Raw genomic sequence first — 14,588 nt, 5'->3', positions numbered from 1 at the left:
CTCCTATTTGGCGACCAAGATAGCCGCTTTATTCACTTTGACCGTGAGGCCATTGTGAAGTTGCACTTGAACATCGTTACCAATTGTTTCAATAATTTCGCCAGCAACCGGGGTATTCCCTGCGTTGACAAACACAGCTTTCCCAACTGGGAATTCGGTTGCCAATTCAGTTTGAAGTTTTGGTTTTGGTGGCGCCGCTTTCGTTTTTGCACGCCGTGGCGGTTTACTCTGCTCTTTGCGCTTGGCTGGGGGGCGCACCGTCTTTTCAGTACTGGCAGGTTTCGCCTCTTTTTTACGTTCAGCGACGACTGCTTTCGACTGTGCGAGCGTTTCCTGTGCATGTTGCTGATGATCAGCCTCAACCAAACCTGCATCAGCGCCATCGAGGTCAACGCGCATCGCGCCCTCTTTTACAGCCCGCAAATAACGCCAACTGTTGGTGTAATGACGTAACGCGGTTCGAATCCGAGTTTTGCTGACTGCGTCATCGTCTTCAAGTCGTGATGCAAGATCTTCAAAAATTCCGATTTTCAGAGGCTTTGCTTCTCCAGCAATAGAGAAACAGGCAGGAAATTTTTCCACCAAATACGCCAATACTTCCTTGTTATTCGACAATTTTTTTACTTCAGTCATCTTCTTCCACGTCCTGCTGGCGGACATCCGCCAGTTGGTCCATTATGTAAACTTGCATCTCTTCACTATCAAGAGCTAAAAGTTCGGGGTTTTCAATCCACTCAAACAGGGTGCGACGCACCACTTCTTCAAGTTGTTCCAGTGTATCATCCGCATCACTATAATCCGTGATGTAATGTAACATTTCATTGAGTTGGTCAGTAGCAGTCTCTGCATGCTCATCAAAGAAAATCATATCTTGCTGCGAAACTAAATACGCGTAGATGTCGAAATCACTCAGCATTTATAACGAGGCCCAATTCAGTGTTTCAATAAAGCGACCGAGTTGAGTAAGTCCCGCAGCATCCCGCTCACTGAAACGACCGACGCTGGGGCTATCGAGGTCAAAGACACCCACTACGCGCCCTTTCACCATCAATGGTACAACTACTTCGGAATTCGATGCTGCGTCACAAGCAATATGTCCAGGAAATTCATGAACATCGCGAACTAGTTGTGTTTCATGGGTCCGTGCTGCAGCACCGCATACACCCTGCGTAAACGGAATGCGGATGCAGGCGACTTTTCCCTGAAACGGACCTAACACCAGCAGTTCTGGTTCCCGGACAAGATAGAATCCAACCCAGTTCACATCAGTTAATTGATCGTAGACCAAGGCTGACAGATTACTCAAATTTGCGATGAGGTCTGGTTCACCAGCGGTTATCGCTCGAGCTTGCTCGAGCAACATGGTGTAGTCAAACTCATCGGTTGATGTTGGTTCTGAAGCGAACGTCGTTTGCATAAAGTTAATCACCAGAAGCTAAGTTAAAAGTCGCAATCGTTTGATTGGGTTCAATGGAATCACGCATCTCGCGTTTGCTTTTAGTGACCAACAAGCCGTCCTTCCCAACGCGAAACGGTTCATCCGATGGAAGGTATTTGGCTTGATAAGCAAGTACCAGCTGTACCGTGTGTTCCTTTTGCTGATCGCTCAGCGGAACACCGTCGGCCCAGCGCCCAGTCTCTACGGCCTGAATAAGTTTCTCAAAAGTTGCAGGAGTAATACTTGCAACGAGCTGTTCAAATTCCATTAACGACGCTTCTTTTTAATCAATAACAAACGAATACGATTCGCGACAAACCAGATGACTGAGACAATGATCAAACCATAGGCCACTTGGGCTTGCCAACTCTCTGGATAAGGTTGCGCCAGATACATGTATGCAAAGGCACCAATTGCAATAATCAAAGCGAGCATCGATTGGCTCAGGAGTTTGTCTTTTTTCTCTTGTTGTATACGCTGCCACTCGCGATCTTGATCTTGCGGTGATAAACCAGCCAGTTTGAAGTCACAAAATGGGCAAGAAGTTGATTTGTCAGAGATACGTTTCGTGCATGAAGGGCATTCAATCAGCGCCATACTATTCCTCGAAAAACAGACTACAGACTAGGCAATATAAGTGATCCACTTTATATTTCAAGTCTCGCAAGCGAACATCTGAAAATAAGTAAACCCGCCAAAAGCGGGTTTACACAAGTACTTTTTATTAAATCAGGTTGTTACTCTGATTCTTTCTTCTTCGATTGTTCTGCGTCGAAGTCTTGCCAGTACGCTTTCACCGTGTCTTTCATTTCACGGCGTAACAGTACGATGCCGAGCAAATTCGGTAATGTCATCAAGACGATAGCCACATAGGACAAGGTCCAAACCAGAGTTGTATCGGCGAAAGATGCGACAAAGAAACCCGCCACATAAATGATTCGATATGGCATGACGCCGCGCTGGCCAAACAAGTACACTACTGCGCGGTCTCCATAGTAGGACCAAGCAATGGCTGTCGAGAACGCGAACAACAACAAACTGATAGGGACGATATATTCACCCATATCACCCAAGAAACCCTTACCGAATGCCAGGGATGTCAATGCTGCGGAATGAACTAAAGAGTCGCCGACAATCACAATGTCTTCTTTTCGAAGTTGTCCATTATCGATGCGCAGCGTACCCGTGTATGGATCTTCGCCAGCAACAATAAAGCGCACATTTTCAGCAACTGAGCGAGCGTGCAGAATGGTGTAACCATTCGATACCGCTTTACCGTTCTCAACCGCGATAGTACCGGTGTACTTCTCGATCGTGTTCTCCTCGGTGCCGTTCAGATAATGATATAGCGCAGTACGATCGGCTTCATTGGTGTCAACATAAGCGCCCGATACAATTTCTAAATCAGTTCGCGAGAAGGTATTCTCATGCTTTTCCGACCAGACTCCTGAAGACAGAATAACCAGACCGGTTAACGTACAGATGACAATGGTATCGATGAAGGGTTCGAGAATAGAAACCATACCTTCTGATACCGGCTCATCTGCCCGCGCTGACGCGTGTGCAATAGGCGCTGAACCTTGCCCTGCTTCGTTCGAAAACAGGCCGCGGTTCACACCACGGTTAAAGGCATAAGCAAACGTCGCACCAAGGAATCCACCCGTAGCAGCAGAACCCGTAAATGCGTTCGAGAAAATCGCTGCAAATGACGGTCCAATTTGGTCAAGGTTAAACAAGATAACGCTCAGTGAGCCAATAATGTACAGCACACCCATAATAGGCACGATCTTCGAGGTCACAGCAGCAATTCGACTAATACCACCGATAATGACCAACGCCAATAAAATGGCGAGTATGCCACCGGTAAGCATTGGGTCTAAGCCGAAGCTCATTTCCATGCTTTGCGCGATGTTGTTGATCTGTGGCATGTTGCCCGTGCCGAATGAACTGATAATCGTCGCAATTGCAAAGATCACCGCAAGCCATTTCATATTCAATCGGCGATCCATGTAATACATGGGGCCGCCAGCCATCGTGCCGTCTTCAGTTTGCACACGATACTTATGCGATAAAGTGACCTCGACAAATTTGGTGGTCATACCCAAAAATGCAGTAATCCACATCCAGAATAATGCCGCGGGGCCGCCGAGGAAAATTGCGAGTGCAACACCACCGATGTTGCCGGTACCGACCGTTCCAGATAAAGCTGTCGATAATGCTTGGAAATGGCTGGTATCACCCTGTGCGCCCTTTTTATCAAAACGGCCAGTGACCACTTTCCAAGCATGTTTGAAGAAGCGAATTTGGGGAAAACCCAAATACAACGTAAAAAACACACCGACACCCAAAAGTACATATGGGAACCAGCCGGCTGATCCAAGATAGCTGTCAAGCAGCAGTAAGAAGTTATTGATGGCTTCCAAGGAGACCCCCTCGCCTTATTATCGTTATTATTATGACTCGACGCGCTTATGCGCGCAGGTCATCCGCTACTGCATAGATAGCACTGATTACATCAGCACCCAATTGTTGACTGCGGTTGGCTGACCAACCGAAATCGGCATCTGGCAAGTTGGCGTTATCTTTAAACGGCATTTCTAAGGTAAATGCCAGACACTGAAAACGCTCAGCTACCGCATTACTAGCTACGGTCATATTGGCCTCGCCAGGCGCATCAACATCATAGCCAAACTCAGTCTGAAATTCAGGGGTAATCGCAACTAAAGCTGCTTTAAAACGATTACCGAGAGCATCCATGGCTTCATTGAAGGATGGCACACCCTCTGCACCTGCTACAAAGTTATACGGTAAATTTTCGTCCCCGTGAATGTCTAAATACATATCGACTCCCGTTTGGTCCATGGCTTTCAGCACGTGATAGACCTCAGGGCTTTGTGCAAGTGATGGCTGTTCCCATTCACGATTCAAATTGACACCAACGGCGTTCGTGCGCAAATGACCACGCACACTGCCATCCGGATTCATATTTGGAACTACATAAAACACGTTGTTTTGCAGGAGTTTCCGCACGGCTCCGTCTTCATCGTCGAGCAAACGTCCAAGTAAGCCTTCAATAAACCACTCGGCCATAGACTCACCAGGGTGTTGGCGTGCGGTGACCCAAATTTTTTGCTTCTCTTCACTGGGCTCGCCAATGACGAGCAAATTCATGTCACGACCATCTAATGTTTGTCCCAACAACACATGCTCACACAATGTGGATTGCTGGGCCCATTGAATCAAATCTTGATGACGCTCGTAGGAATATGGCGTGAAGTAAGCGTAGTAACAGCTTTCTTGATCGAGTTCATGACGGATAGTTAGCGTCTTTCCATCAAACTCCGTTGGCACTCGGAACCAGACGTCACGGTCATAGGAAGCTACCGCGCAGTAGTCTTTCCAGCCGTCTGGATAAGCAGACTGTCCTGCATTCTCAATATGCATGACGTGTTCAACGCCGGCTTCACCGTAAAGTTTAAAGTGAAACCATTGATAGAAATCAGATTGATTGTCTTTACGAATCGAGAGGCGGATATTACTCGAATCAGCGGCCTCGAGGATATCTATGTTGCCACTGTCAAATTGTGCCGTTATCAACATGCTAGTACCTTTTATAATCATTCTTAGTAGTGTGCTTAAACTTTAACCGATCGCCAACCTTTAAAAAGAGAAAAAGCGCCGAAAGGCGCTTCTTCACAATTATTTCGGTAGGTTGAGCAGTTGTTGCCCTGCCATTTGCTCAGCAACACGAACGACTTGGCAGCTATAGCCAAACTCGTTGTCATACCAAACATAGAGCACTGCCCGGTCACCATCAACAATGGTTGCTTGTGAATCAACAACACCTGCATAGCGAGAGCCGACTAAGTCAGTCGAAACGATCTCAGTTGACGCAGTAAAGTCGATTTGCGCTTGGAATTCAGAATGTAGCGCCGTGTCACGCAAGAATGCGTTGATTTCATCTTTGCTAGTCGACTTTTCTAAGTTCAGGTTCATGATTGCCATAGAGACGTTGGGGGTCGGCACTCGAATAGCATTACCGGTTAACTTTCCAGATAGCTCAGGCAGCGCCTTTGCCACCGCTTTGGCAGCACCCGTGGAGGTCAGAACCATGTTCAATGCAGCCGAGCGACCGCGACGTTCGGCCTTGTGATAGTTATCGATGAGGTTCTGGTCATTGGTGTAGGAATGAACGGTTTCGACATGCCCGTTGCGAATACCATACTCATCATTGATTACTTTCAGTACTGGAGTAATTGCGTTGGTAGTACAACTTGCCGCACACACAATCAAATCGTTCGGCAATAAATCCTGATGATTGACGCCGTAGACAATATTTTTAATATCGCCTTTCGCTGGAGCAGTGAGTAAAACTTTTTTGACACCTTTCGATTTCAGGTGCAAACCTAAGCCAGCTTCATCTTTCCAAATACCGGTGTTATCAATCACAATAGCGTCATTGATACCGTATTGAGTGTAATCCACTTGATCGGGACCATCGCTGTAAATCACTTTAATACTGGTGCCGTTGGCACGAATGGCAGAGTTTTCATAGTCCACTGTGATCGAGCCGTTGAATGCACCGTGAACGGAGTCACGACGCAATAAACTGGCACGTTTCTCCAAATCACCATCACGACCGCCGCGGACAACGATTGCGCGCAAGCGCATTTTGTTATTGCTGCCATTACGCTCAATCAGCAGTCGTGCTAACAAACGACCGATACGGCCAAAACCATATAGCACGATGTCTTGCGCCGGAATTTCGTCCACTTTATCGATGATATCGACCAATTCACGTTGCAGATATGATTCAACTGAATCACCGTTTGCGGCGCCTTTATGAAGATAATTAAACGCAAGTTTCCCTAAGTCGACACGCGCTGGTGCAAGCTTCATTTTGCTCAAGGCTTCGATAAACGGGAAGCTCTCGCGTAACCTTAACTTGATGCCCTCATGGCGACGGATCAAGCGGTGTGCTTTAATGATGTTGATAGTATCGACATTCAGCAGTGAACGACCGTATACGAGTATCTCGACGCCGTAGTTACGGTACAGACGACCAATTAAAGGTTGCATCATTTCTGCGTATTCTTGGCGTTCCTGCCAACTAGTTAGAGTCAAATCCTGCGGCTGATCACTCATGCGGTTACCTTTATTAACAGTGGATAGGTCAATATAACTGTAAAAATTGGGCGCTATTGTACTGAAAAGCGGCAAGTAGTGCTACAAGGTCTGTAACCCTGAGCGCACCGTGATATAATGTAAGCACTTTCATTTGAGGAGTTATTCATGTTACGCCGTACCAAGATCGTCACTACCTTAGGCCCCGCGACTGACCGCCCCGATGTACTCGAAGCATTAATCAAAGCTGGCGCAAATGTGGTACGGATGAATTTTTCGCATGGTAAAGCCGATGATCACATTCAACGCGCGCAGCAAGTTCGAGAAATAGCGCAGCGCTTAGGGACTCATGTCGCTATATTAGGCGACCTCCAGGGGCCTAAAATCCGAATTTCTAAATTCACGAATGATGCCATCACGCTTGATGAAGGCGACGTCTTTGTGTTGGATGCTGACTTAGCAAAAGATGCTGGAGATCAGCAACGCGTCGGGATTGATTACAAAGAATTGCCACAAGATGTAAATGCCGGCGATATCTTATTACTGGATGATGGTCGTGTTCGACTAGTCGTCGAAGACGTCTCGGGTAACCAAATTACGACTACCGTTGTTGTCGGTGGACGGCTCTCCAACAATAAGGGAATTAATCGACTCGGTGGTGGTCTTTCCGCTGGTGCACTCACTGAGAAAGATCTCGCGGATATCAAAACTGCGGCGCAAATTGGTGTGGATTACTTGGCCGTATCGTTCCCTCGCACCAGCGCTGACATTCATGAGGCACGTCGGTTGTTGCGTGATGCCGGTGGTAAAGGTTTGATTTGTGCGAAAATTGAGCGTGCTGAGGCGGTCGCAACCGATCAAGCGCTGGATGATATTATCCGCGCATCCGATGCGGTTATGGTGGCTCGAGGTGATCTCGGTGTTGAAATTGGTGATGCGCAGTTGGTGGGTAAACAGAAACGCATTATTGACCGCTCACGTCAGTGCAATAAGGTTGTGATTACAGCTACGCAGATGATGGAGTCGATGATCGAGAGTCCAATGCCAACGCGAGCAGAAGTGATGGACGTTGCGAACGCGGTACTCGACGGCACCGATGCGGTGATGTTGTCAGCGGAAACTGCTGCTGGGAAACATCCGATTGCGACGGTAAAAGCGATGGCCGAAATCTGTTTGGGCGCAGAAACGCACCCAAGCACGGCTCTAGATCGCAAAGATTTGGATGAAACTTTCAATAATATTCAAGAAGCTACCGCCATTACAGCGATGTATGCAGCGACGCATTTGACGGGCGTGAAGGCAATTATCGCCCTCACCGAATCAGGCTCGACAGCAAAACTGATGTCACGTATAACCTCGCAGTTACCGATTTTTTCTCTGTCTCGCCATGCTGAAAGTCGCGCTCGTTGTGCCTTATATCGTGGCGTTTACCCGATTGCTTTTGATTCGACCAAGAGTAAGCCTGAGCAGCTTGTGAATGATGCGATCAACGAGATCAAACTGCGTGGGCATTTGAGCGCTGGCGATTTGGTGATTTTGACGCATGGCGATGTCATGGAAACCGTAGGTTCTACCAACACTTGTAAAATTATCGAAGTCAAATAAGGTCTATTCGTTGTCTTCGTAGTAGGCTATCAAATCATCTAAATCAGCAATGTAGCCATCTATTTTTCGCAATAGATGGCGACGTTGCCGGTCATCCATCGATTGATAGAGTTCAAACATCAGTGTCGCAGTCGCGGCCTGATTGACCACCAATTGGCTTTGCAGCCGTTCCGAGCGAAATTGCTGCGGGTTTAAAATCAGCTCTCGCAACCGCGTTTGATAGACTTCCCCATCGGTATTTTCGAGGACATCACGCAATTCAATGTGCACACGCTCATTGTATTCCAACCAATCGAGTCGCATGTCATCCCGCTCTTGTAACCAGCGAGCTAGGTAACGTCGCTGCCCACTCCGAATAGATCCTAGCCAACTTTCGACGTTTTCTTCGAGTCGCTCTTGTGTACGTTGGTAGGCTTCTTCCTGTGTCCGTTCCGCAACACGTTCACGCCGTTCGTCTAATTGTTCGGCGAGTTTTTCATAAACCTGTTGCCGCTGTTCGGCGGACAACATGGGCAGATACTCTTGCGCATAGGGTTCAACTTGATAACGAATACGATCCCACAGGCTATAGGCATCATTCAGGAGCAACTGCATATCCACTTCGACTAGCTCATCGTTCGCGATTCGCTGCCGTAATGTCATTAATTGTTGTCGGTAAAGAGGAAGTTCGCTGCGAGCGTGCCACAGGTGAAGCTCATCGATCGCAGGATCAATGCGTTGTTCTTGTTCGGAAGTTAAATTGACGTATTCAGAAAGCCGCCACTCAATCAGCGTATCTGCAAACTTATAGCCAAGTTGAGTCGAGCACCCAGTCAGCAGCACCAACCCAGTAACGACAGCGAACCACTTACGCATAAAGACATCCTTACGGATTGAGAATTAATTTCTTGATGCGATCTTTGTAGCTGCGGCTCACTTTAAGTTCCTTGCCATTACGTAAGACAAGATGATATTCGCCATTTTGACGGCTGCACAATTTTTCGACTTGGTCGAGATTCACAATAGCTGAACGATGAATACGTTGAAACCGTTGCGGATTCAGTTCTTCTTCAAGCTCTTTCATCGTCCGGCGGAGAATGTGAGTTTCATTACTGGCATGGATGCACATGTAATCACCCGCCGCATCAACCCACTCGATCGAATTGATGGCCACTCGAGTAATCTCGCCACTCTCCTTGATTGCAATGTGCTCAGGATATCGCGCTGAACCTATCTCTTCGCCGCTAGCCAGACGTTTGAGAATTTCCTCGCAGTCTTCACCAGTCGCATCGGCTAATAGGTTTAAGATACGTTCATGTTGTGATTCTTGTTCACGCAATTCGAGAGTTTTTCCAATTCGCGCCAAACTAGTCGCAAGACGCTCGTGGTCAACGGGTTTTAATAAATAATCGATCGCGCGCACTTCAAAGGCTTTAATGGCATATTGGTCATAGGCGGTGACGAATACGATCAACGGCATTTTGTACCCTTGAGCTTGTACTTCACGAAGCAATTCAAAACCATTCATGCCGGGCATTTGGATATCTAAAAAGACCAAATCAGGCTGCAGCTCACCAATGAGTTGCAAAGCTTGACGCGCACTCGCACACTCATCCATTAACTCGACTTCTGGAAAGTCCTGAAGTCGCACAACGAGACCGCGTCGCGCCAACGACTCGTCGTCAACGACTAAGGTCCGAATTGTTTTACTCATGCCGTCTCAACCTGTTCGAAAGGGATCCGAATATCGATGCGTAACCCGTGGGGTTCATTGTTGGTTACTGTAAATGAGTAATTCTTTCCATACAAGGCTTGAAGTCGATCTCGGGTGTTCGCAAGCCCGACACCACCGCTATCAATCATTTGGTCCACTGGAATCTTGGCGCCTGGACCGTTGTCCTCAACGCGAATGAGCAGATCGGAACCAAAGCGCTTTGCTGAGACAATAATTTCACCACCCTGCTCTAACCGAGCAATCGCGTACTTGATTGAATTTTCGATCAAAGGTTGCAAAAACAGACTGGGTACCAAGGCGCTTTCTGATTCCTTCGAACAATCAATGGTTACGTTTAAGCGTTCATCAAAACGAACCTTTTCAATATCGAGGTACAGCATCAGAGCGTCTATTTCACGTGCCAAAGGTATTTTTTTAATGGGCTCATTATCTAACGAGAAACGCAGAAAGAGGCTGAGTTTTGACATCATTCGATTGGCTAACTCATTTTCTTTCACCAAAATTAGTGTAGAAATCGCGTTCAGAGTATTAAATAAGAAATGTGGATTTAGTTGATACCGCAACATTTTTAATTGTGCTTGATGCGCCATCGAGGTGGCCATCAATGCTTTCTGTTTCTCGTCTTGCAGCATTTGGTAGTACTTAATGCCAAAGTACAAACCACTCCAACTCAACATGATGTAGAACTTGGCAATGGTATTCTTAAAATAGAACCAATTGCTCTCTGGACGGAATCCAAACTTGTAGATTTCCCAGTACGTTGCGTTGTCGACCACAGCCCACAAGGCGGCCATGGCGTAGGATGCTGCCAGCACAATGAGGATCAGTGACCAGGGTGGTGAATCCCAAATGCGGCGGTACATATAACGCAATGGCACGGTCAAGAGAAAGCCGGCATAAGCTCCGAGGATCAGCACTAGCGCATAGATGTCACGCATTTCATGCATGAGTGAGCCAATGTAGTGTACTAACGCATAACCACTCCAGCCAGCGCCCTGCAGGACCCAGAAAAAGCGATTCCGGTCTTCTAAAATAGTTTTCCACTGCATCATTTAGATTTGGCTGTTCGCCACCTATTCTTATTGGCTTCTTGGTTTCAAATTATACGCTTTTACCGATGAGGATCATCGCACTTTACCGCAAACGAACTGCTATATAGCGTGTTGGAGACATGCTAGCATAACATCTTCGATAGTGAGTGCGTCTGCTCAGTGACGCCCAAATACGAGGTTCTCATGCTGCAGTATCATATTGTTCCCCGCGATGTTTATGCTCATTTGTTCGAGGTTACGATAACACTCGATCACGACCAGCCTGAAGGCACTCGGTTGCGCCTGCCAGCATGGATACCAGGAAGCTATATGATTCGTGACTTTGCTCGGCACCTAATTGGTATCCAAGCCAGCTGCGCGGGTCAGTCCGTTCCCGTCGTTGCGGTCGATAAACAAACCTGGCAACTACCGCCCCACCAAGGCGTGTTGACCGTGACATATCAGGTGTATGCATTCGATCTGTCAGTCCGAACCGCTTATCTGGATCAACAATTTGGCTTTTACAACCACTCGAGTTTGTGCCTGGGTGTAGACGGATTCCTCGAAACTCCGTGTGAAATCACTATTGAAACACCACATCAATATCCGCAGTGGCGGATTGCAACTGGGTTACAACGACTCTCTGGTGAAGTTTTTGAAGCGGGTCGTTTTAGCGCACAAACCTATGACGAATTACTGGATCACCCCGTTCTGATGGGCGATTTAGCGATCGGCGAGTTTATTGCGGGTGGCGTGAAACACAGTCTCGTTTTGGCTGGCCGGCAGTATGCGGATTTGGAGCGTATTTGTGGCGATTTAGCGCGTATATGCGAGTATCAAATCAAACTATTTGGCAATGAGCCACCGTTCCAGCACTACCTGTTCATGTCCATGGTGGTTGGCAAAGGTTTTGGCGGTTTAGAGCATCGCAATTCAACCGCGTTGCTATGTAGTCGTAAAGATCTCCCCGCTCCAGGTAAAACCCTGATAGATAACGATTACCGAACGTTTCTGAGTTTGTGTAGCCATGAGTATTTCCACAGCTGGAACGTGAAATCTTTGAAACCGAAAGAGTTTATTCCCTACCAATTAGAACAAGAGAATTACACGCGACAATTATGGTTCTATGAAGGGGTCACCTCATACTACGACGATTATGTTCTTCATCAAGCTGGGCTTATTGATGCACCCACCTACCTCGGTCTGTTAGGTGATACCATTGCTCGTGTATATCGTGGCAAAGGTGTAGAGCACCAAACAGTCACTGAGTCGTCGCTGCATGCGTGGACCAAGTACTATAAACAGGACGAAAATTCACCGAACGCTATAGTGAGTTACTACACCAAAGGCGCACTGATCACATTATGTTTGGATTTGTTGATTCGTCAGCAAACAGATCAGCAAGTCACGTTTGCAGACGTTATGCGTGAACTTTGGTTGCGGTATGGCAAAACGGGCGTGGGTACCGAAGAATCAACGTTGGTGTCGTTTTTGCAAGCGCAATACAACGTGAATGTGCACAGTTTTTTAGAGCGCGCGTTGAACACAACTGAACCGCTACCGTTGGACGAGCTACTAGCCAGTTTTGGTGTCACGCTGAGTGCTGAAGTGGCGGCTGATGACAATACGTTCGGCGGCAAAGTCAGCCCGCAAAAGCTCCCTGTCGCTCTAGGTGCAAAATATAAAGCGTCGGGGAGTGGTCTTGAGCTCCAAGTGGTCTACCATGATGAAGCGGCTCATCAGGCCGGCTTGAGTGCGTTTGATCGAATCATTGCCATCGATTATTTGCAGGTTACTGATACGACGATTCGTGAGGTGCTGGAACGTTTTAAACCCGAACAAACGGTCACTGTTCATGCATTCAGAAGAGATGAGCTACTACAGTTGGAACTATGTTTCCAAGCGCCTAAAGCCAACAACCGAATCTTAAAAGTGACCGATACGGACAAAGCGAAAACTTGGTTACGAATTACTTAAAATGTTCTAGGGCGAGCGCCGGGTCTAGGCGCTCATGACCCCAATTTATTCGCCAATCTAAGTGTGGTCCCGTTACACGACCGGTTGCACCGATTTCTGCGATAAACTCACCCTGCTCGACCTCTTGTCCAACTTCTACGTGAAGTTTATGCAGATGAATATAGGTGCTTGTTACACCATACCCGTGATCTAAGATGAGTGTGCCTCCTGAATAAAACAAATCAGGATCAGCGAACACTACCTTACCCGACCAAGGCGCATTCACAGGTGAACCTGTGGGTGCTGCAATATCGAGTCCGTAATGCGGATTACGCGGCGTTCCATTGAAAATCCGTTGGCTGCCGTAGACACCGCTGATTCGGCCTTCTGCTGGCATGATTAATGGCGTCAAAAAGTCCGTGCGAGTGCTCGTTTGATTGCGCGCCAACCACACCCGTTCCGCTTCTTCTCGAGCTCGTTGGACCTGTCTTGGATCAGGCGTGACCGTTTCTTGCGGAACACCTTCGACACGGTCGATTTTATACTCACGCGCTGCAAGTGTGATTTGCTCAACTCGTTCTTGTCCGTCTTTCTGACGAAGTCGCAGTTCATGAACGCCAGTGTCGTCGCGTCCAAACCCGAACACGACATATCCAGCTGGAGTTTTAGGGAGCTCTTGCTCTTTAAAGAACACCTGAGTGTCCGCATCAACTTTACCAATCATTAGTCCACCCGGAGCTGCTGCGCCGCGTAACTCAATCGTTTGCGCAAACACTGTGGGACTCGCGAGCATCAAACTGATGAGAACCATGCGTCTAAGCATAACCAATCGCTCCTTTTCCGACTCCTTCAAAGCCAGTTACGGTAACTTTTGCAGTAGGATGAGCAGACTTGACTTGTTGCGCCAGATATTCAGCTATACATTCAACGGTCGAGTCTGTCGGTATGACGTAATTTTCAGATTCTGGAACTAACAATTCAAATAGTCCCTGATCGGCCACATAACTATAACCGACGTGCGTTTTCTCAGTGCAATTCGCCGCTGCAGTGGAACGTTGCAATGCGTTAATGGGCTTCACATCCTCTTGCGAACCCAAATAAATGTCTTGCCAACGTTGCGCCCACTCTGCTTCAAGCTGAGGTTGACGCGCATCATCAAGCGCAATGTAAAGTCGAGAACGATGTCCATGAGCAATCCGCTGACAGTTGCCATCGTGCTTTTTCAGACCATGGGTGTAATGGTAAAACGCCCCAGGAATGTCCTCTGCTCTCAGCAATAATGACAAACCATCGACATTATCCGGTAACTCGCGCTGAATCACGGCCCGCAAGTAGTCAGTAACTGTTGCTATAGTCACCGCTTCGGCGTCAATAAAAGCGAATGCGTCAGCTGGACAAAACAAGTGAATCGATTTTTGATTTGGGCGCATAAAATCAACCCAATAACAGGTGTCGTCGGCATCGTGCGTTACTTGGGTATAGGCATGCTCAGCAGGTACCGCAAGCTTATGATCAACGGCTCCGTCGATGATTCGCTTGATTTGTTTTTTAACGCGACCGAAGTCCAACACCATCGATTGTTCGTTTAAAGAACCATCCAAAATAATATCGACGATCCAACTTTCCCCGACGATGCCTCGTTCGGGACACAAATATGAAAAATCGATCACGGTCAAATCATTGACAAATAACTGCATGCGAATACTCGAATCCTTAACTT

Annotated in this window: 15 protein-coding genes; 2 read left to right on the top strand and 13 right to left on the bottom strand. The window is 47.4% G+C overall.

Going from position 1 to position 14,588, the window contains the following annotated elements; all coding sequences use genetic code 11:
* Positions 1-3: 3 nt before the first annotated feature.
* The 8 genes from proQ to CWE22_RS02435 all read right to left on the bottom strand — a co-directional run bounded on the left by proQ (position 4) and on the right by CWE22_RS02435 (position 6,583).
* The gene (gene proQ / locus CWE22_RS02470) at positions 4-633 is read right to left on the bottom strand and encodes an RNA chaperone ProQ (RefSeq protein WP_169929803.1); all 630 of its coding nucleotides are present in this window, start codon (positions 631-633) and stop codon (positions 4-6) included.
* Positions 626-916 (bottom strand): hypothetical protein, encoded by a 291-nt coding sequence (locus CWE22_RS02465; RefSeq protein ID WP_169929802.1) that lies wholly within the window; start codon positions 914-916, stop codon positions 626-628. Before CWE22_RS02465 ends, proQ begins: the two co-directional genes overlap by 8 nt.
* Positions 917-1,417, bottom strand: a complete 501-nt coding sequence (locus tag CWE22_RS02460; protein WP_169929801.1) for a GAF domain-containing protein — start codon at positions 1,415-1,417, stop codon at positions 917-919. It abuts the gene before it with no gap.
* Between the two features lie 4 nt (positions 1,418-1,421).
* Positions 1,422-1,706: a YeaC family protein gene (locus tag CWE22_RS02455; protein ID WP_169929800.1), complete on the bottom strand. Its 285-nt coding sequence runs from the start codon at positions 1,704-1,706 to the stop codon at positions 1,422-1,424.
* On the bottom strand, positions 1,706-2,035 hold the full coding sequence (locus tag CWE22_RS02450) for a hypothetical protein (protein WP_169929799.1): 330 nt from the start codon (positions 2,033-2,035) through the stop codon (positions 1,706-1,708). Before CWE22_RS02450 ends, CWE22_RS02455 begins: the two co-directional genes overlap by 1 nt.
* 140 nt (positions 2,036-2,175) lie before the next feature.
* Positions 2,176-3,861 carry an alanine/glycine:cation symporter family protein gene (locus tag CWE22_RS02445; protein ID WP_169929798.1) on the bottom strand — a complete coding sequence of 562 codons (1,686 nt, stop codon included), beginning with the start codon at positions 3,859-3,861 and terminating at the stop codon, positions 2,176-2,178.
* Between the two features lie 46 nt (positions 3,862-3,907).
* A complete protein-coding gene (locus tag CWE22_RS02440) occupies positions 3,908-5,038 on the bottom strand; it encodes a M14 family metallopeptidase (protein WP_169929797.1) in 1,131 nt (376 codons plus the stop codon).
* Between the two features lie 99 nt (positions 5,039-5,137).
* Positions 5,138-6,583 (bottom strand): glyceraldehyde-3-phosphate dehydrogenase, encoded by a 1,446-nt coding sequence (locus CWE22_RS02435; protein WP_169929796.1) that lies wholly within the window; start codon positions 6,581-6,583, stop codon positions 5,138-5,140.
* 147 nt (positions 6,584-6,730) lie between these two features.
* Here CWE22_RS02435 and pyk point away from each other — a divergent pair, with 147 nt between their 5' ends.
* The gene (gene pyk / locus CWE22_RS02430; protein WP_169929795.1) at positions 6,731-8,167 is read left to right on the top strand and encodes a pyruvate kinase; all 1,437 of its coding nucleotides are present in this window, start codon (positions 6,731-6,733) and stop codon (positions 8,165-8,167) included.
* A gap of 3 nt (positions 8,168-8,170) precedes the next feature.
* Here pyk and CWE22_RS02425 read toward each other — a convergent pair whose 3' ends face one another.
* Genes CWE22_RS02425 through CWE22_RS02415 form a run of 3 tightly spaced genes read right to left on the bottom strand, consistent with a single transcriptional unit; the run spans position 8,171 to position 10,930 of the window.
* On the bottom strand, positions 8,171-9,022 hold the full coding sequence (locus CWE22_RS02425; protein ID WP_169929794.1) for a DUF6279 family lipoprotein: 852 nt from the start codon (positions 9,020-9,022) through the stop codon (positions 8,171-8,173).
* A gap of 10 nt (positions 9,023-9,032) precedes the next feature.
* Positions 9,033-9,860, bottom strand: a complete 828-nt coding sequence (locus CWE22_RS02420) for a LytR/AlgR family response regulator transcription factor (protein WP_169929793.1) — start codon at positions 9,858-9,860, stop codon at positions 9,033-9,035.
* Complete coding sequence (locus CWE22_RS02415) at positions 9,857-10,930, bottom strand: sensor histidine kinase (protein WP_169931001.1); 1,074 nt, start codon at positions 10,928-10,930, stop codon at positions 9,857-9,859. The genes CWE22_RS02420 and CWE22_RS02415 overlap by 4 nt, the downstream gene beginning before the upstream one ends.
* Positions 10,931-11,116: 186 nt before the next feature.
* On the opposite strand from CWE22_RS02415, the gene CWE22_RS02410 reads away from it, so the two are divergent.
* Entirely contained in the window at positions 11,117-12,889 is a 1,773-nt protein-coding gene (locus CWE22_RS02410) for a M61 family metallopeptidase (protein ID WP_169929792.1), read from the top strand.
* Here the strand turns inward: CWE22_RS02410 and CWE22_RS02405 are convergent.
* A complete protein-coding gene (locus CWE22_RS02405; protein ID WP_169929791.1) occupies positions 12,882-13,691 on the bottom strand; it encodes a M23 family metallopeptidase in 810 nt (269 codons plus the stop codon). The genes CWE22_RS02410 and CWE22_RS02405 overlap by 8 nt on opposite strands.
* Positions 13,684-14,565, bottom strand: a complete 882-nt coding sequence (locus CWE22_RS02400) for a 6-carboxytetrahydropterin synthase (RefSeq protein ID WP_169929790.1) — start codon at positions 14,563-14,565, stop codon at positions 13,684-13,686. The genes CWE22_RS02405 and CWE22_RS02400 overlap by 8 nt, the downstream gene beginning before the upstream one ends.
* Between the last annotated feature and the right edge of the window lie 23 nt (positions 14,566-14,588).

It is taken from the genome of Pseudidiomarina aestuarii, from assembly GCF_003987355.1.
GTDB lineage: Bacteria > Pseudomonadota > Gammaproteobacteria > Enterobacterales > Alteromonadaceae > Pseudidiomarina > Pseudidiomarina aestuarii.
Note: the sequence above shows the minus strand (reverse complement) of the source record. Positions and strands in the feature narration are given on the sequence as shown.